The 18,041-nt window shown below is 66.1% G+C and carries 16 protein-coding genes and 1 pseudogene; 6 read left to right on the forward strand and 11 right to left on the reverse strand.

The window, feature by feature from the left end; all coding sequences use genetic code 11:
* Nucleotides 1–62 precede the first annotated feature (62 nt).
* Nucleotides 63–2,651, forward strand: coding sequence for a protein translocase subunit SecD (gene secD / locus ACW9UR_RS17025; RefSeq protein WP_458918247.1), 2,589 nt, complete (start codon nt 63–65; stop codon nt 2,649–2,651).
* A gap of 395 nt (nt 2,652–3,046) precedes the next feature.
* On the opposite strand, the gene ACW9UR_RS17030 is transcribed toward secD, so the two are convergent.
* The 6 genes from ACW9UR_RS17030 to ACW9UR_RS17055 are packed head-to-tail and all read right to left on the reverse strand — an operon-like array spanning nt 3,047 to nt 9,026.
* The gene (locus ACW9UR_RS17030) at nt 3,047–3,940 is read right to left on the reverse strand and encodes an ABC transporter permease (RefSeq protein WP_458918248.1); all 894 of its coding nucleotides are present in this window, start codon (nt 3,938–3,940) and stop codon (nt 3,047–3,049) included.
* The gene (locus ACW9UR_RS17035) at nt 3,937–4,872 is read right to left on the reverse strand and encodes an ABC transporter permease (protein WP_458918249.1); all 936 of its coding nucleotides are present in this window, start codon (nt 4,870–4,872) and stop codon (nt 3,937–3,939) included. The genes ACW9UR_RS17030 and ACW9UR_RS17035 overlap by 4 nt, the downstream gene beginning before the upstream one ends.
* A complete protein-coding gene (locus tag ACW9UR_RS17040; protein WP_458918250.1) occupies nt 4,869–5,606 on the reverse strand; it encodes a glycerophosphodiester phosphodiesterase in 738 nt (245 codons plus the stop codon). The genes ACW9UR_RS17035 and ACW9UR_RS17040 overlap by 4 nt, the downstream gene beginning before the upstream one ends.
* Nucleotides 5,603–6,439: an ATP-binding cassette domain-containing protein gene (locus ACW9UR_RS17045; protein WP_458918251.1), complete on the reverse strand. Its 837-nt coding sequence runs from the start codon at nt 6,437–6,439 to the stop codon at nt 5,603–5,605. The genes ACW9UR_RS17040 and ACW9UR_RS17045 overlap by 4 nt, the downstream gene beginning before the upstream one ends.
* A complete protein-coding gene (locus ACW9UR_RS17050) occupies nt 6,436–7,470 on the reverse strand; it encodes an ABC transporter ATP-binding protein (RefSeq protein WP_458918252.1) in 1,035 nt (344 codons plus the stop codon). The genes ACW9UR_RS17045 and ACW9UR_RS17050 overlap by 4 nt, the downstream gene beginning before the upstream one ends.
* Nucleotides 7,467–9,026 (reverse strand): ABC transporter substrate-binding protein, encoded by a 1,560-nt coding sequence (locus ACW9UR_RS17055; RefSeq protein WP_458918253.1) that lies wholly within the window; start codon nt 9,024–9,026, stop codon nt 7,467–7,469. Before ACW9UR_RS17055 ends, ACW9UR_RS17050 begins: the two co-directional genes overlap by 4 nt.
* 198 nt (nt 9,027–9,224) lie before the next feature.
* Here ACW9UR_RS17055 and ACW9UR_RS17060 point away from each other — a divergent pair, with 198 nt between their 5' ends.
* Nucleotides 9,225–9,434 (forward strand): hypothetical protein, encoded by a 210-nt coding sequence (locus tag ACW9UR_RS17060; RefSeq protein WP_458918254.1) that lies wholly within the window; start codon nt 9,225–9,227, stop codon nt 9,432–9,434.
* A gap of 322 nt (nt 9,435–9,756) precedes the next feature.
* On the opposite strand, the gene ACW9UR_RS17065 is transcribed toward ACW9UR_RS17060, so the two are convergent.
* From ACW9UR_RS17065 to ACW9UR_RS17080, 4 genes are read right to left on the reverse strand one after another with little or no spacing between them, the layout of a single operon-like run.
* Nucleotides 9,757–10,863, reverse strand: a complete 1,107-nt coding sequence (locus ACW9UR_RS17065) for an ABC transporter ATP-binding protein (RefSeq protein ID WP_458918255.1) — start codon at nt 10,861–10,863, stop codon at nt 9,757–9,759.
* 4 nt (nt 10,864–10,867) lie between these two features.
* A complete protein-coding gene (locus tag ACW9UR_RS17070; protein ID WP_458918256.1) occupies nt 10,868–11,686 on the reverse strand; it encodes a carbohydrate ABC transporter permease in 819 nt (272 codons plus the stop codon).
* Nucleotides 11,687–11,696: 10 nt separating this feature from the next.
* Nucleotides 11,697–12,635 carry a carbohydrate ABC transporter permease gene (locus ACW9UR_RS17075; protein WP_458918257.1) on the reverse strand — a complete coding sequence of 313 codons (939 nt, stop codon included), beginning with the start codon at nt 12,633–12,635 and terminating at the stop codon, nt 11,697–11,699.
* Nucleotides 12,632–13,912, reverse strand: coding sequence for an ABC transporter substrate-binding protein (locus tag ACW9UR_RS17080; protein WP_458918258.1), 1,281 nt, complete (start codon nt 13,910–13,912; stop codon nt 12,632–12,634). The genes ACW9UR_RS17075 and ACW9UR_RS17080 overlap by 4 nt, the downstream gene beginning before the upstream one ends.
* A 168-nt stretch (nt 13,913–14,080) precedes the next feature.
* Between ACW9UR_RS17080 and ACW9UR_RS17085 the strand changes: the two genes are divergently transcribed.
* The 4 genes and pseudogenes from ACW9UR_RS17085 to ACW9UR_RS17100 all read left to right on the forward strand — a co-directional run.
* Nucleotides 14,081–14,905, forward strand: coding sequence for a metallophosphoesterase family protein (locus ACW9UR_RS17085; RefSeq protein WP_458918259.1), 825 nt, complete (start codon nt 14,081–14,083; stop codon nt 14,903–14,905).
* A complete protein-coding gene (locus tag ACW9UR_RS17090; protein ID WP_458918260.1) occupies nt 14,895–15,650 on the forward strand; it encodes a tyrosine-protein phosphatase in 756 nt (251 codons plus the stop codon). The genes ACW9UR_RS17085 and ACW9UR_RS17090 overlap by 11 nt, the downstream gene beginning before the upstream one ends.
* Before the next feature lie 28 nt (nt 15,651–15,678).
* Nucleotides 15,679–16,308: a TetR/AcrR family transcriptional regulator gene (locus ACW9UR_RS17095; protein ID WP_458918261.1), complete on the forward strand. Its 630-nt coding sequence runs from the start codon at nt 15,679–15,681 to the stop codon at nt 16,306–16,308.
* A 310-nt stretch (nt 16,309–16,618) separates the two neighbouring features.
* Nucleotides 16,619–16,840 (forward strand): annotated as a pseudogene (locus ACW9UR_RS17100) (hypothetical protein); the annotation flags it as partial.
* Nucleotides 16,841–16,844: 4 nt separating this feature from the next.
* On the opposite strand, the gene ACW9UR_RS17105 reads toward ACW9UR_RS17100, so the two are convergent.
* Nucleotides 16,845–18,041 (reverse strand): glycosyltransferase, encoded by a 1,197-nt coding sequence (locus ACW9UR_RS17105; RefSeq protein WP_458918262.1) that lies wholly within the window; start codon nt 18,039–18,041, stop codon nt 16,845–16,847.

Raw genomic sequence — 18,041 nt, forward strand, 5'->3', positions numbered from 1 at the left:
GAACCATCTTCCCGAATCTGACAGGGGCCGTCTTCGCGCGTGCCCGCTGTCGTGGAGTGATCATGCCAAGACCTACCCTGCTCAAGCGCCTCTGCGTTTGGGGCATCTGCCTGCTGTGCCTGTGGCTGGCACTGCCCAATGCGTTCTATTCCCGTGTGGATAGCTTCAATCAGACTGCCGAAACCTCGGCGATTACCTCGACCGAATGGCCATCCTGGATGCCGTCGGGCCTGGTCAACCTCGGTCTGGACCTGCGCGGCGGCGCCCATCTTCTGGCCGAGGTCGACACCCGACAGGCCATCGCCCAGCGGCTGGACGCGCTCTGGCCAGACCTGCGCGACGCACTGCGCGAGGACGGCGGCGCCGAGGCCCGGATCCGCCGGCTCGACGCGCCCGAGGGCGAGCTGCGCGTCGCCGTGTCCCCGCCCGCACTGCAGGACAGGGCCGCGAGCATCGCGGCGGAGTTCGCGACCCCGATCACCTCGCCGACAGGCGCGGCGGGATCGAACCTTTCGATCACGGAGACCGACGACGGCCTGTCCGTCACCTATTCCGAGATCGGCGCGCGCACCCTGACCGACCAGCTGGTGTCGCAAAGCCTCGAGGTCGTCCGCCGTCGTATCGACGAGGCCGGAACCCGCGAGCCGACGATAATGCGGCAAGGCACCGACCGGATCCTGATCGAGGTTCCCGGCTTCTCGAACGCCGAGGCGCTGAAGCAGCTGATAGGCACTACCGCGCAGCTGTCTTTCCACCCGGTGCTGCCTGCCACCTCGGCGGACGCGCTCGAACTGCTTTCGGTGGACGAGCCGGGCCGGACCTATCGGATCGACCCGCGCCCGGTGGTCTCGGGGGAACAGCTTACCGACGCACAGGCCAGTTTCGACCAGAACGGGCAACCGGCGGTCTCGTTCCGCTTCGACGCTTCGGGCGCGCGCGCTTTCGGCGATTATACTGCCAAGAACATTGGCAGCCCCTTCGCCATCGTACTGGACGGCGAAGTCCTGTCCGCCCCGGTGATCCAGAGCCATATCCCGGGCGGCAGCGGCATCATCACCGGCCAGTTCACCCTGGACGACAGCGCGCACCTTGCGACCCTGCTGCGCGCCGGTTCGCTGCCTGCCGACCTCGAGTTCCTTGAGGAAAAGACCGTCGGCCCAGAGCTTGGCAGCGACAGCATCGCCGCAGGTTTGAACGCCGCGCTGATCGGGATGGTCGCGGTCTGCGTCCTGATGGTCGGCAGCTACGGCGGGCTCGGCCTGATTGCCGTGGCGGCGCTGGCGATCAACATGGTGATCCTGATGGCCGTGCTGACCCTCGTGGGGGCCACGCTGACCCTGCCCGGCATCGCCGGGATCGTGCTGACGCTGGGGATGGCCGTCGATGCCAACGTGTTGATCTTCGAGCGGATCCGCGAGGAACTGCGCCACGAGCGCAATCTCTGGCGCGCAGTCGGGCGCGGCTTCGACAATGCGTTCTCATCGATCCTCGATGCCAACATCACCGGGCTGCTGACCGCGGCGCTGATGTTCTGGCTGGGGGCCGGGCCGGTGCGCGGCTTCGCGATCACGCTGGGCCTGGGCATCCTGACCTCCATGTTCACTGCGCTGACCGTCACAAAGCTGATGCTGCAGACCTGGCTGGAATGGCGGAAACCTGCGCGCCTGCCGCTGAACGGCCTGCTGCGGTTCCTGAACAAGCGCCCCGAGATCGACTTCTTCCGCTGGCAGGGGGCGACGCTCGGCGCCTCGGCGGTCGCGGTCCTGGCCTCGGCCCTGCTGATCGCGACGCTTGGTCTGAACCTCGGGATCGACTTCACCGGCGGCACCAGCCTGCGGATCGAGACGCCGAACGTGCTGCAACTGGACGCCTACCGCTCGGCGCTTGGCGGGGTTGGACTGCAGGACGTGTCCCTGTCCGAAGTCTTCAGCGTCGGCACGCCGGGCGATGCCCATGTGGCGGCGATCCGGATCGCCGCGTCGCATGGGGCGGACGGAGCGGCGACCCTGGACGCGGCGCAGATGGGCGAGGTGCGCGCCGCGCTGCTGTCCGTGGACCCCGACCTGGCCTTCACCGCGACCGAGACGATCGGCGGCAAGGTGTCCCCGGAACTCGTCCGAGCCGCGCTGCTGGCGATCGGCGGCGGCGTACTGTCGATCCTGTTCTACGTCTGGCTGCGGTTCGAATGGCAGTTCGCGCTGGGAGCCGTGCTGGCACTGGCGCATGACATCATCGTCACGCTGGGCCTGTTCTCGCTGCTCGGCCTGAAGGTCGATCTGGCGATCGTGGCGGCGTTGCTGACCATCCTCGGCTACTCGATCAACGACACGGTCGTCGTGTTCGACCGCGTGCGCGAGAACCTGCGGCGCTACACCCGAACGCCGCTGCGCGATGTGCTGAACCTCTCGGCCTGCGAGACGCTCAGCCGCACGTTGCTGACATCGGCGACGACGCTCGCCGCGCTGATCGCGCTTCTGGTCTTCGGCGGCGACGTGATCCGTGGCTTCGCCATCGCGATCACCTTCGGCGTCGTCGTCGGCACCTATTCGTCGATCTACGTCGCGAAGAACATCGTGCTGCTGCTGGGCGTGGACCGCAGGCCGCTGGAGGAGCGCAGGCAGACCGGCGCCTACGACCACATCGAGGCGTGACCTGTGCCCGGCCGGTGCATCGCGGGATGCCGCCGGCCGGAACGTGTCCCCCCACCAACCCAGGTTGAACGGCACAGCCCTACACGGGCGTAGCGCAGCGTCATCAGTTCGGCCATCACGAACCACTACAGCCAATAGCCCCTCAGCACCATGCAGACCGGCGCCCCGCGCCGTGGCGGCGAAACTCTCGGGCCCGGAAAGGAGCACCGGCCCGCGCGCCATCGACATTAACCCCAGCGCGCCTATGCCACCGGATCCTTCGGGTATCAGGATAGTTGCGACACACAGATTGAGGCCAAAGCCAACCTAGAGCTACGCGACAACTGGTGATTTCACCTCATAGATTTGCACCACCCTCTCGCTGTCCCGGAACGCCGATAGCCTCGTCGTCCTCGTCACGCTGCGTTCCTGAGCGTGGGATCGAGCCGGTCGCGCAGCCAGTCTCCGGCCAGGCTGATCGACAGGGTCGTCAGGAAGATCACCAGCCCTGCCGGAACGCCAATCCACCAGGCTGTCGCCAGATAGGTCCGCCCTTCACCCAAGGCCAGGCCAAGGCTGGTCTGCGGCGGCTGGATGCCGAGCCCAAGAAAGCTCAGCGAGGTTTCGAGCAGGATCAGGTCGGGGAAGCTGAGCGTGACCTGCACGATCAGGATCGACAGGATGTTCGGCAGGATGTGCCGCAGGTAGATCTGCACCGGCGGAATGCCCAGCGTCCGGATGGCGAAGGCATAGCTCTGGCTGTTGGCCTGCAGGACCAGCCCGCGGGTGATGCGGGCATAGGTCTCCCACCCGTGCAACCCGACGATCAGGATGAACAGCTCGATCGAGTTGCCAAAGAACGCCAGGATCGCCAGCACGATGATCAGGAACGGCATCGAGGCCTGAAGGTCGACCATGACCATGATCGCCTCTTCGACCCAGCCGCGGAAATGCGCCGCAAGGATGCCGATCAGCGTCCCGACGCTGGCGCCGATGATCGACCCGGCCAGCGCGATGATGACGCTCATCCGGGTGCCATAGAGCAACCGGCTGAACACGTCGCGGCCAAGGTTGTCGGTGCCCAGAAGATGCGCGGGATCGCCACCGGCGAAGGCGGGCGGCACCAGCCGGGCCAGCAGGTTCTGCTCGGTATAGGAATAGGGCGCCAGCAGGTCGGCGAAGATCGCCACAAGGACCACGATCGCCAGCCATCCAAGCGACAGCAGCACGACCGGGCCGGCGGTCCGGTCACGGCGGCGGCGCAGCAGGCGGCGGCGCGCGGGCAGCGGAGAGATATCCTGGGCGGTCATGCGGCTTCCTTTCCGGCCGCGGCAATCCGCGGATCCAGCCAGCGGTAGGCGATATCGACGAGGAAATTGGCCACCACCATCGTCAGCGCCACCAGTAGGACGATGGTCTGCACCACGGCAAGGTCGCGCTGGCCGACGGCGGTGACCAGAAGCTGGCCGATGCCGGGCCAGGCAAAGACCGTCTCGACCACCACGGTGCCCGAGATCAGGCCCCCCATGCGCAGGCCCAGCACGGTGACCACCGGGATGGCCGCGTTCGGCACCGCGTCGCGCCACACGCGGGCGCGCAGCCCCACGCCTTTCGCGCGGGCGGTCCGCATGTAGGGTTGGCCCAGGACCTCGAGCATCGAGGACCGGGTGAACCGGGCGATGGCGCCCGCGCCGCCGATCCCCAGCGTGATGGCCGGCATGACCAGGTGGGCCGCCGAGCCCATGCCCGCGCTCGGCAGCCAGCGCAGGCTCATCGCGAAGGTCAGGATCATCAGGATCCCCAGAAAGAAGCTGGGCATGGCATGGCCGAAGATCGACAGGCCCATGACCGCATGATCCAGCGCCGTGCCGCGCCTCAGCGCCGCGGCGATGCCGAACGCCACCCCGATCAGCGTGGACAGCACGAAACTGGTCAGCCCAAGCAGCAGCGTCGCGGGGATCCGGTCGAGCACCGCGTCAAGCGCCGGCTGGCGGTCGCGGAACGAATACCCGAAATCGCCCTGCAGCAGGCCCTTGATGTAAAGCACGTATTGCTCGGCCAGCGAGCGGTCGAGGCCGTAAAGCTGGCGATAGTGCTCGATCACGTCCGGCGGCGTGTCGTCGGGCAGCAGCATCCGCAGCGGATCGCCCGCGGTGCGCAGGATCAGAAACACAAAGGTCACGGCAAGAAACAGGGTCAGCAGCCCGCGCAGAAACTTGGTCAGCACGAAAACCGGGCTCATTCGCTCAGCCCCGCCCGCAGGGCATCCCGGCAGGACGCCGGATCGTTGACCAGAAAGCCCGAGGCGCCGAGCATCGCCAGACGCAGCAGCGTTTCGCCCGCGTGCTCTCCGACCGCCCGTCCGGCGGCCTTGTCGCCGACGGTGATCCAGACGGGCGTGCCAGTGGCGACATGCGCGGCAAGCCGTTCGCGATGCGCCAGCGCATAGCTTTCCCACATCCGCAGGATGGTGCCGCCGTGGGCGGCAAACGCCTCCTGTTCGGCCATATCCACCAGCAGGCCAAGGACCGCGCCCGACCAGCCAAGGGCGCGCACGCGGTCGAGGCTCTCGATACGGTGCAGGCCGAAGGTCAGGTTGTTCCGCCCGGTCGCAAGCGCCGCCTCGACCAGCAGCGCCAAGGCCTCTGGGCTTTCGTCCTTGACGTCGAACAGGATCGGCTGGGTCGCGGGCACCTCAGAGAACAGCATCGACAGCGGCGGTGCGGCCAGCGCGCCATCGGCCGTGATCCCCTGTAGATCGGCGAACGTGCTTTCGGAAACGACGACCTTGTGCCCCGCCACGCGCGACAGGTCGGCGTCATGGCTGATGACGATCCGGTGGTCGGCGGTGATCCTTGTGTCGGCCTCGATCACGTCGGCCCCGGCGGCGATGGCCCCGGCCCAGGCGGACGGAGAGTTCTCGCGGAAATGGGTCGATGCGCCCCGGTGGGCGATCAGAAGCGGCATGTCGGTCATGGTCTGGGTCCGTCTGAGACCGCGCGCGCCGCATCGCGGGCGCGGCGGGCGGCGGGCGTTTCGGCAGGCACCGCGGCAAGCAGCGCGCGGGTATAGGCGTGTTCGGGGGCCGAGAAGATGCGGGCCGCATCGCCCATCTCGACGACGCGGCCCTTGCGCATCACGGCGATCCGGTCCGAGATGTGCCGCACCACGCCAAGATCATGCGAGATGAACAGATAGCTCATCCCGAAGCGGTCCCGCAGATCGGCCAGCAGGTTCATGATCTGCGCCTGCACCGATACGTCCAGCGCGCTGACCGCCTCGTCGCAGATCACGACCTTGGGGTGCAGCGACAGGGCGCGGGCAATGACCGCCCGCTGCTGCTGACCACCGGACAGCTGGTGAACGAAGCGATTGCCCAACCCGTCGAGGCCGGTCAGGTGAAGATACTCCTCGGTCCGCCTACGCCGCCCCGCCCGGTCGGCGATGCCGTGGGCGGCCATGACCTCTTCGATCTGGTGGGCGATGGTCATGCGCGGGTCCAACGCGCGCGAGGGGTTCTGCCAGATCATCTGGATCTGCGCCCGCTCGCGCCGCCAGTCCACCGAACCAATGCGCGGGCCGGGCCGGCCGTCGATCAGCACCTCGCCGGAACTTGGCGCCTCGATCCGGGCCGCGATCCGGCCAAGGGTCGACTTGCCCGAGCCGCTTTCGCCGACGATGCCCAGAACCTCGCCCGGGGCGATCCGCAGGGTGACGTCATCGACCGCGCGTACCGGATTGCGCCGTCCCCGGAGTCCGCCGCCGTACAGCCGGCTGATGCCCGTCAGGGCGATCTCGCTGCCGCTCATGCCCGGTCTCCGGGGAAATGGCAGGCTGCAAGCTGGCCCGCGCCCCGCGGGACAAGCGCGGGCCGTGCCGCGCACGGGCCCGCGGCACGCGGGCAGCGCGGGGCAAAGGCGCAGCCTTCGGGACGGGCCGCGGGGTTGGGCACCACGCCCTCGATCGCGGCCAACCGCCCGGAATTGCACGCCGAGACATGCAACCGGCAGGCCATCAGGCCGCGGGTATAGGGGTGCTGGGGCATCTCGAACAGCGCGTCGGCCGAGGCGATCTCGACGATCCGGCCCGAGTACATGACCGCCACGCGGTCGGCGATCTCGGCCACCACGCCCAGGTCATGGGTGACGAAGATCATCGCCGCGCCGGTCTCGGCCTGAAGGGTGCGCAGCAGGTCGAGGATCTGCGCCTGCGTCGTCACGTCAAGCGCCGTCGTCGCCTCGTCGGCGACGATCAGGCGGGGGCGGCAGGCCAGGGCCATCGCGATCATGACGCGCTGGTTCATGCCTCCGGAAAGCTCATGCGGATAGGCGCGCAGGCGTCGCACGGGATCGGGGATGCCGACCATGTCGAACAGCTCGGCCGCGCGGGCGCGGGCGGCAGAGGGCTTCACACCCTCGTGGATCTGCAACACCTCGGCGATCTGCTCGCCGACCCGGCGCACCGGGTTCAGCGCGGCGGTCGCATCCTGAAAGATCATCGCGATGTCGCGCCCGCGCAGGGATAGCAACGCGGCTTCGGACATTGCGGCAAGATCGCGACCCTCAAACAGAACACGGCCCTTCTTGCGGCTGACGGGCGTGGTCAGCAGGCCCATGGCGGCGAGGCAGGTCAGCGACTTGCCGCAGCCGCTTTCGCCGACAAGGCACAGCGTCTCGCCCGGGGCGAGGTCCAGGCTGACGTCCATGACCAGGTCGGCGCGATCCGTGCCGACGCTTAGGTCGTCGATCCGCAGCAGTGGTTCATCGAGATCCGAGCCGGGGGAAACTGGGGTCGTCCGCCGGGCAATGCCGGCGGACGAACTGACTTGTGCAACAGTCACTGGGTGAGCGCTTCGTCTTCGAAGTTGTAGTTGCGCAGATCGAGGTAGAAGTGGGAATAGGGCTGCCACTTCAGCGACTTGCGAACGCCATAGGTTTCCAGCGGCTGGTACAGGATGGTGCCCGGCGCGTCGTCTTCCCAGATGTCGAGCATCTGCTGGAACACGACCCTGCGCTCGGCCAGATCCGAGGTCAGGTCCAGCTTGGCCCCCAGCGCGTTGAAGTCCTCGGGCAGCCAGTTCCCGTTGCGCTGCACGCCCTGATGCGGCCCCCAGAGGTTCCACAGCCCACCGGCGGGATCGGGGAAGCGCGTGGTGTTGGACCAGGTGCGGACCATCAGCTCGTCTTCCGGGCCGGCCAGCGTGTCCTCGACCAGGTGCAGTTCGGCATTTATGCCTACGGCCTTCCACATCTCGATGATCGCTTGCGCGGCGGGTACCGAGTTGATGTAGTAGCTGGGGCGCGTGCGATAGTGGATCGTCTCGCCGTTGTAGCCCGCTTCGGCCAGCAGTTCCTTGGCGCGCTCGGGGTCATAGACCAGGCCTTCGCGGGTCGGGTCGAACAGCTCTCCATACTCGGGGTACTGATGCGACAACGGCACGACCGTCTTGTCGGCCCACAGCGCCTTGACCAGCAGATCACGGTCGATGGCAAGGTTCATGGCCTGACGCACACGCTTGTCCGCGATGACCGGGTTCTGCGTGTTGTAGACCAGCACATGCGAGTTCGAGAGCACCACTGAACGCGCGTCCAGGGTGTCATAGGACTCGATCTGAGCGATCTGGTCGGGGCCGATCGTGGTGACGATGTCGAAATCGCCAGCGACCAGACCCGCGATGCGCGCCGCTTCTTCGGGCACTTTCACGAACGTCACCGAGCCGGCTTCGGGCTTGCCGCCGAAATAGTCGTCGAAGGCCACAAGGCGGATCGACTGGTCCGGGTTGTACTCGTCCAACATGAACGGGCCGGTGCCGACCGGGAACTGCGGAAAGCTGTCGCCCTGGTTGGCCAGCCAGTCCTTCTTGTTCACCACCCACGCCGTCCACGAGGCAAGGCGCTGTTCGAAAATGGCGTCGGCCACTTTCAGGGTGAAGCGGACAGTCAGCGGATCGATCGCCTCGACCGTCTCGATGTTCCCGAAGTAGCCGCGGCCATTTGCCATGATCGCCTCGGGCCCGGACAGACGCTCGGCTGAGAACGTGAAGGCGATATCCTCGGCCGTCATCACCTCGCCGTTGTGGAACTTGACGCCGTCGCGCAGCGTCAGCTCCAGCGTGCGGTCGTCCAGCCATTCCCAGCTTTCCGCCAGCGAGGGGACCAGTGCGGCGCCCGACCCATCCTCGGACGACAGGAAGTCCCGCCGGATGAGTGTGTCGAAGATGTCATAGGTGATGCGGGTGCCGATGTTGGAGAGTTCCTTGGCAGGCTCCAGCGTCGGGGGCAGATCGGGGACCGCCACGACGATATCGGGTCTTTCATCCGCGATGGCGGCAGTGCCGAACATCGCGAATACACCAAGGGTCGCCGCGGCGATCGAGGCTATCAGCTTCACAGTCATGCTCCGGGGAGATTGTCGATGGACCGTTTCGATAGGGAGGCACCATGACAGCGACGTGACGTCAGCATGAACGGTCCTCAACGATTTGACGACGGAAATGCGAATGGGCGGAGCGCAGCGAAACGAGGACAAGGACGCCGCACCTGCGCGGCGTCCCTCCCTGCATTGCGAGGTTGTACGTCAACCTAGGTCGGGTTGGTGACCTGGAAGCGGCAGGAACCCAAGGTCGCGCTGGCGGGTACTAGCCCGGCGGTCGACCTCTTCCGGGTCAAGCATATCGCCCAGCCGCGCCTCGCACGCGGCGATTGCCCGGCGCACATTGTCGGCATCCTCGAAATGGTCGTCGCAATTGAAGGACTGGCCATACTCGCGGGTATCGGGATGCTCAGACGCTCGTCCCTGCCGTAGAGCTTGGGCATCGGAAGGTCGGGCGCCGTGGTAGCGGCTATACTGTTCGGGCGGCGCGGTCAGCGGAATACGGGGCGTTACGAAGGACACGAACAGGACCCAGGCCTTGTCAGTGTGCTACGGAGCCTCGTAATTCAGCCATTTGGCGGTTTGGGCAGCGATCTGCCGGTCATAGCTCGTGTAGGGCGACTCGCCGGGCCACGCCAGTAAACCCATTGTCCATGACATGCGGCGCATGGGCCGCTCGTCACGGACTCACCCGATCAGGCGATTAGGCGATTAGGCGAGCTGATCAAACAGCCGCCCCGCGAACTCACAAGACCTAAAGCGCCCTTGCCTCTGCGTTGCGCGCGCCACTTGCTGAGAAGAATAGCAGGTCGTCTGCATGAGCCGATAGCGTCAGCATTTCGCCCACATGAATGTCGCGCGTGCCTGTTAGGCGTGCGATAAGCGGCCGCGGTTTGCCCGCAGCCCCGGCGCATGCCAGTTCGACTTCGACTAGCGTTTCCGCTCCAAGACACTCGACGAAGCGGACCGGGCCGGAGACCCGAAAGGCGGCGCCGTCGGTTGCGCCGGGCCGTAGGCATTCGGGCCGGATGCCCAACGTCGCCGGACCGGGAGCAATGGAGCCATTCAGGGCGATGCTGGTTCCCGAGACCTCGAAGTTCTGCCCTGTCGCGTCACGATAGGATGCGACTCCGGGCAGACAATTCGTCGGTGGTGCGCCAAGAAACGAGGCAACAAAGGTGCTGGCGGGCCGGTGATAGAGTTCCAGCGGCGTGCCGACCTGTCGGATCCGGCCACCCTCCATGACCACGATACGGTCGGCCATCGTCATGGCTTCGACCTGATCATGCGTGACATAGACCGTCGTGGTGCCGAGTTGCTGTTGCAGCCGCCGGATCTCGACGCGTGCGTCGTGTCGGAGCCGGGCATCGAGATTGGATAGAGGTTCGTCGAACAGGAAGGCGTGCGGCTGCCGGATGATGGCGCGGGCCACGGCCACGCGCTGGCGCTGTCCGCCGGACAGGTGGCGGGGCTTGCGGTCGAGCAGGTGGCCGATCTGTAGCGTTTCGGCGGCCTGCCGGACACGCTCGGCGATCTGCGTGCGGGGCAGCCGGTCCAGCGTCAGCGAGAAGCCGATGTTCTCGGCCACCGTCATGTGCGGGTAGAGGGCGTAGGACTGGAAGACCATCGCCAGTCCGCGCTCCTTGGAGGGCAGGCCGGTCACGTCGGATCCGTCCAGCAGGATCCGGCCCGAGGTTGGTTGCTCCAGGCCCGCCAGCATTCGCAGCGAGGTGGTCTTGCCGCAGCCCGAGGGGCCGACCAGCACGACGAACTCGCCGTCGGCGATGTCGAGGTCGAACCCTTCGACCGCGACCGAGGGGCCGAAGCGCTTGCCAATGTCGCGGAAGGAAACGGTTGCCATGTGCCTAGCCTTTCAGTCCCGAGGAAACGAACGTGTCCATGACCCGCCGCTGGAAAAAGAGGAACACCGCGACGGCGGGAATGCTGGCGACGGTGATCCCCGCCATCAGTGCGCCGTAGTCGTTCATGTCCTCCTGCAGGAACTCGCGCAGGCCGATCTGGATCGTCCGCGAGGCGCTGCTTTCGGTCACCAGCAGGGGCCAGAAATACTCGTTCCAGCTGTCGATGAAGATGATGATGGTCAGCGCTGCCAGCGCCGGGCCGAGGTTGGGTACGATCACCCGCCAGAGCGTCGTCCAGTGCCCGGCGCCATCCATCTGCGCGGCGTCCAGCAGCTCTGACGGAAAGCTCAGCATGTGCTGGCGCAGCAGGAACACGGCAATGGGTGTCGCGAGGTTGGGCACGATCAGCGCCGCCCAGGTGTCGAACCAGCCAAGCTGCGCCATCATGATATAGACGGGCAGCATGGTCAGAACCTGAGGGATCATCATCGCGCCCAGCACGGCGGCGAACATCAGCTCGCGGCCTCGGAAGGTGAACCGCGCGAAGGCATAAGCGGCCAGAACCCCTAGGGCCAGTTGCCCGGCGACCCTGAGCGCCGTGGTCCCCGAGGAGTTCCAGACATAGCGCGCGAAGTCGGTTTTGGCGAAGAGCGTGCGGAAGTTGTCCAGCGTCGGTGCGCCAGGCAACAGAGTGGCCTGGTAGACCTCGTTCGCGGGTTTGAACGCGGTGCCGAGCACGATCGCCATCGGCATCAGGATCGACAGGCACAGGATCAGCAGGGCGACATGGCCCAGCGTGCGCATGGGGCGGGAGAGTTCCATCCGTCTGTCCCTATTGCCGGTAATGCGCGCGCCGGTCGAGCACGCGGAACTGAAGCCACGCCGCCGCCATCAGCAGCACGAACAGCATCATCGTGCCCGCCGCGCCGCCGCCGACGTCAAAGGTGACGAAGCTGTACTGGTAGATCATGTAGAACAGGTTGGTGGTCGAATTCGACGGCCCGCCCTCGGTCATCAGGTCGATGGGCGTGAAGACCTGCTGTATGGTGAAGATCACCGTCGAGATCGCGACGAAAGTCAGCGTCGGCGTCAGCAGCGGCCAGATCAGCCGGCGGAAGATGGTGACATCTCCGGCGCCGTCCATCCGCATCGCCTCGATGTACTCGCGGTTGATGCTGGCAAGGCCGGCCAGGTAGATCAGCACGTTGAAGCCCAGCACCTTCCAGGTCGAGATGCCGATGATCACCCAGATCGCCGCGTCCGCATCCGCCAGCAGGTTCGGAAACCGCAGACCGAGCGCCGCGAAGGACTGTTTCGCGTAGCCGAAGATCGGGTTGAGGATCCACAGAAAGGCAACGCCGACCACCACGAAGCTGATCAGCGTCGGCAGGAACAGGATCGCGCGATAGGCGTGGGCACGGTTGCCGAGGCTCCAGAGGAAGACCGCGATCGGGATCGGCAGCAGAACCTTCAGCGGGATCGACGCGCCGATATAGATCAGCGTGTTGGTCATCGCGCTGGCGAACAGGCTGGAGCTTGCGACCCGTCCGTAGTTGTCGAGGCCCACGAACTCCTTGGTCTGGCCTGGGTTCAGGTTCCATTCAACCAGACTCAGGTACGCGGTATGGAGCAGCGGCCAGTAGGTGAAGATGCCCAGCAGCACCAGCGTCGGACCCAGATAGAGCCAGGGCGTCAGCGCCGCCCGCGAAGGACGGCGCAGGGACACGGCCCCGGTAGGGGCCGCGCCGGCGGGGGCGGCGAGGTCGCTCAATGCCCCGCCTGCTCGTTGACGGCCAGCGCCGCGTTCACCTTCGCGACCGTCTCGGGGACGATCTCGGCGGCGGGACGATCCCCGGCCCACAGCTCGTCGAGCATGGCGCGGATCTCGGTCTGGGCTTCCAGCGTGCCCTTGGCGGGCCAGACGGCGGTCGGCACGGTCTCGGCCATCTGCGCGATCACCGGGGCGACATAGGGGAAGCTCTCGACATACTCGGCCATCGCCGGATCGGTCAGCGGATCGGCGACGACCGGCATGTAGCCGGACTCGCGCGACCAGCGGTTGGCGATTTCCTTCTGCGAGATGAAGCGCAGCAGCTTCATCGCCGCTTCCTGCCGCTCCTCGTCGTGGGAGTAGAGCATCAGCGCAGCACCCGAGTTGTTCACCCGGCGCGGTGCGTCGCCCATCAGCGGGTAGTTCGCGACGCGCAGGTCGAAGTTACCCTCGGACGAGGCCACCGCCGAGCGCAGCAGTGCCGACGAGGTGATGTACATGCCCATCTGCCCGGCCAGGAAGGCGGCGGTCCAGTCCTTGTCGCTGGCCACCGGCATCATGCCGCTGGTCGCCATGTCCTGCCAGTTCTGCAGCGCGGCGATCCCCTCGGGGCTGTCGAACCCGGCCTCGGTGCCGTCGGCGCTGAGGTAGGTGGCGCCGGCATTCGTCACCATGACCATGGTGCCGTAGTCGCCCATCGAGGCATGCAGATGCGCGCCGCCCGGCAGGCCGGTGGTCTCGGTGATGGTCTTCCCGGCCTCAAGGAACTCTGCCCAGGTCGTCGGCGGGGTGTTCGGGTCCAGCCCGGCCTGCTCGAAGATCGAACCGTTTACGTAGAGCATCGGCGTTCCGTAGGCGTGCGGGATGGCATAGACCGCGTCGCCATCCCGGGCGAGGTCCAGGAAGTTCGGCAGGTAGCCGTCCAGCCATTCGGTATCGCCCTTCGATGCCGCGACCAGGTCCACCGCATCGGTGTTGTTCAGGAAGAACCGCACGTTCTTGCCGATCACCGTAGCGATGTCGACAGGACGGCCCGCGGCCAATGCGGCCTGAACTTCCGAGGTGATCTGCTGCGACTGCGAGAAGATGTCCTTCACGGTGATGCCGGGGTTCTGCGCCTCGAACTCGTCGAGGATCGCCCGGAAGGCGTCGAAATTGCCGGTCTGGTAGTGATAGAAGGTGATCTCGGTCTCGGTCTGGGCGCTCGACAGGGTGGCGAGGCTGGCAAGCCCCAGCGCCATGCCTGCAACGGCGCGGCGGGTGAAGGTCAGGGTCATCGGGAACACTCCGTTTGGGCTGCGGGTGGCCCTCAGATGCACCGGCTTCCATGACGTTTGCTGGCGATTCCCGTGACGGTTCCGTGAAATTCGAACGAACGTTCATTCGGTCACGGGACTGTCATGCTTGGCTGGCATGTGGGCAGGGTCAATCCAGCGAGGTTTCCCTTGTCCAGCTTCAGCCTGATCCAGATCAGCGATACCCACTTGTCCCGCGCCCGCCCTCAGTTCGTCGCAAACTTCGAGGCCGCCGCTGCCGAGATCGCCCGGCTTTCACCGGACCTTGTCGTGCACACCGGCGACATCGCCGTCGAAGCGCCCGAGCGGCCGGACGACCTGGATTTCGGGCGCGAGGCGATGCAGTCGCTTTCAGCCCCGTGGCACGCGATCCCCGGCAACCACGATGTCGGTGACAATCCGGACGACGGTTACGTGCCGCGCCGTCCGGTCTCGGTCGACGGTATCGCGCGCTATCGCGAACGGTTCGGCCCGGATCGCTGGGCGGTCTCGCAGGCTGGCTGGACGCTGATCGGGCTGAACGCGCAGCTGTTCCGCTCGGGCCTCGATGAAGAGGCGGCGCAGGCGGACTGGCTGGCGGAAACGCTTGATGCCGCGCCCGGCCCGGTCGGGATCTTCTGCCACAAACCGCTGATGCGTGACGCGCTCGAGGAAACCCCCGAGGTCGAGATGCGCTACGTGCCGCTGACCGTGCGCCCGGCGCTGGCCGAACTGATGGAGCAGGCGGACGTGCGGCTCTTCGCCAGCGGCCACGTGCATCAGGGGCGCAGCCATGCCGTCGGCACTCGGCAGCATGTCTGGGCCCCGGCGACCGCCTTCTGGCTACCGGACGATGTGCAGCACAAGGTGGGCCACAAGGCCTGCGGGCTGGTTCACTACCGCTTCACACCGGATGGCGTAAGCACCGAGATCCTCTATCCCGAAAGCATGGATGCGCCCGGCTACCAGACCGTGAAGGACGCCTATGCTGCCTGAAACCGGCAGCGGCGACCGCATCGCGCTTGCCAGCGTTCCGAACTTCCGTGACCTCGGCGGCCTACTGGTTGCCGGAGGCGCGGTCCGCCCCGGCCTGTTCTTGCGCACCCAGCGGCTGACCGACGTGGACCCCGAGGACCTCGCGGTGCTGGAGCACGCAGGGGTCGCGACCATCGCCGATTTTCGCGGAGTTCACGAGACCGCCGCCGCGCCCAACCGGCTGACGCCCGTGCTCGCTGCGCGGCAACTGGCCTTGCCGGTCGAACCGACGGCCAGCGGTCTGCTCACCGCCGCCGAGGCCGAGGGGTGGGCTTCTGTCGAAACCTCGCGAGCAGTGATGGCGCGGGTCTATGAGGGCTATGTCGAGGACAATGCCCACCGGTTCGCCACCTTCCTGCGGCTCGTGGCCGAGGCCGAGGGGCCGGTGGTTTTCCACTGCACGGCGGGCAAGGATCGCACCGGCTTTGCCGCCGCGCTGCTTCTGGCAGTGCTGGGGGCCGATATGGACGTGATCGTCGGCGACTACCTGCGCTCGAACACGGATTGGACCCCGCCGGCGGATGTGGCCGAAGTGCTGCCGCACCGCAGGCCGCTGCTAGGGGTAGAGCAGGCTTACCTGCAGGCTGCGTTCACGGCGCTCGCCCGTCATCACGGCGGGGCCGAGGCTTTCGCCGAGGAAGCGGTCGGCAGCGCAGAGGCGCTGGCGGCGTTCCGGGCGAGGGCGGTCATCTCCGCCCCGGCCTGACGGTATTTTCCAAAACATTGGATAGTTCATGGACCAGATTTCCCCCGAAGCAGACAAGCGCGAACGCATCCTTCAGGCCACCGCCGAGCTGATCGTGACCGGTGGTCTGGAAACGCCAATGTCGCGCATCGCCAGCCATTCGGGCGTCGCTATCGGCACGATCTACAGCCATTTCCCGTCCAAGACCGACATCGTGATCGGCGTCTATGCAAGGCTTGCGGACCAGCTTCGAACAGCGCTGGTTCCCGAAGCTGAGGAGAGCGGTGACGAGGAGGACCGAGTGGAGGCATATCTCCATCGCTACATCGACTTCTTCTGGAGCGATCCTGAACGCGCTATGCTGTTCGAGTACCTTTCCAACGTGCCTTTAATTCCGCCGGCCGATATAGCCGATGTGTTTCAGCCGGTCCGCGACTACAACCGTGCCATTTTCAGCGAGGCGCACGCAGCGGGACAACTGAGAACGATCAGTCCCCGCACCATGGCTGCCTTTGTCGGAGGCGCGATCCGGAACGCGCTGAAATGGCGGCGGGTTCACGGCGAGCCGCTGACCGAAACGGACCGCGCGGACCTCGTCGCGATGTGTCTGAATGCCACTGGCTCGGCGCGGTTGCCTCCGGCGCGCCAACCATTCCAGTGCACACCGCAAAGCGAATAGTGCCGCCCTGTTGAGGGCGGCCAAGGTCGGTGTTGCCCAGAAAAGGCCGAGCGGCGGCCGGTGAAATTCACCAGGCTCCCCTACCCTTCCAGCGTTCCGATCAACGACAGCGCGATCGCCCAGGCCACGCCCAGTTCCTCCCCACTTGGCCAGGAGTCAGGATCGGCTGGCACTTCACGAACTCCACGATCTCAAACATGCGCCAGCAACATCAGGTTCAGCCCATCCCTACGTAGGGCCGTACCGGCATCCGCACGCGATATGGCCGGGCCTCGCGTTCAGGCGCCATCAAGACAAGCCGTTATAAAATCGAGAGCGCATGATGCAGTGTCATCGTTCACCCGGCGGCCTGCAGCCCTGCGTGTCCATCCATTCTGCCACGGGCAATTGTTTCTCCGTTCCAGCTCGCCGAAGTGCCGCCCCGACCATTCGCTACCATCGGATGGAAGCTCTCCGTGCGTTGAAGGCCCCTGCGAGCGTCGCCCGAGCCTTGCATCAACAGCCCCGAAACCCACTCCCTCGGTTAACGTGACAACTCACCACAAACTGCGACCATACGAAGCAATCGCTCTCGACCCTCTATCTAACGGGCTTATCACCCTTTCGGCCGCGACGCGGGATCCAGCAGGGAGTTCAATCTCCGGGAACGCCACGGATTCTGCCGGAGTGTCACAGACATCCATAGCAGCGTGGTAGAGTGACTGGTAACGATCCAGCATCACTTCCAAGCTGAACAGTCGCTCAACCCGCGCGCGGGGTGCGTTGCGTGGGATCTCCAGCACCTTCTCCAGCACGCGCGCCAGTGCTGCCGCATCGTTTGGAGGAGCATAACCGCCGCAGTTGCCCACAACCTCTCGGACCGCGCCCATATCGGTTGCGGCCACCGGCAAACCGCAAGCCATCGCCTCGATCGCGGCAAGACCGAACGGCTCGTCCCAGTGCGGTGTGAAAAGCGCCGCCGAGGCCGCGCCCATCTCGTAGGCGAGATCCGGCCCGGACAGGTGGCCGCCGTAGCGCACATCCCCGCCAAGATGCGGACGGACCGCCTCTTCGAAATAATCTCTGCGCTCGATGGCTCCGAAAATTGTCAGGGGCACTCCGGCGATCCGGGCGGCGTGCGCCGCGATATGCGTTCCTTTGGTAGGTGTGATCCGTCCGGCCCAGACCGCTCCGCCACGACCACGGGGTGAGAAGGGCCAGTCCGCTAGGTTGATTCCATTGGACACGACATGCGCCTCGGGCGGCGCACCCCCGGGCCACCATGCCTGACGCTGGCGGCGGGAACAGACGGTAAAGCGCGACCACGGCGCAACCGAGGCATGCACTGCACGTTGCAACGCATCGAATGGCGGCACGTGTAGCGATGTCAACATCGGCATCCGATCCCGCCGCGCCATGCGAGGCGGATAGCGATGAAGCGAGTTGTTGTGAACAATATCAAAATCACCACCCGAGAGCGCGTGAAGTATCCCCGCGAAGCCTTCATCCTGAACACGGTTCAGCGTGGGGGTGCCGCGATAGTCGTGCCAAGGATGTGTCTTGTCGTAATGCTCGGGCAGGATCGGGTGAACGGGCACCCCGGCGGCGCTGTCGCCCGAGGCAAACAAGGTCACCTCGTGCCCTCGCGCCGCGAGTCCCCGTGCCAGGTGCCAGGAATGCGCTTCCATTCCGCCCATGAACGGCACCGAGATGGGGTGCCGGACATGGGCGATCAGCGCGATGCGAAGCGCCAT

Source organism: Halovulum sp. GXIMD14794, from assembly GCF_054457455.1.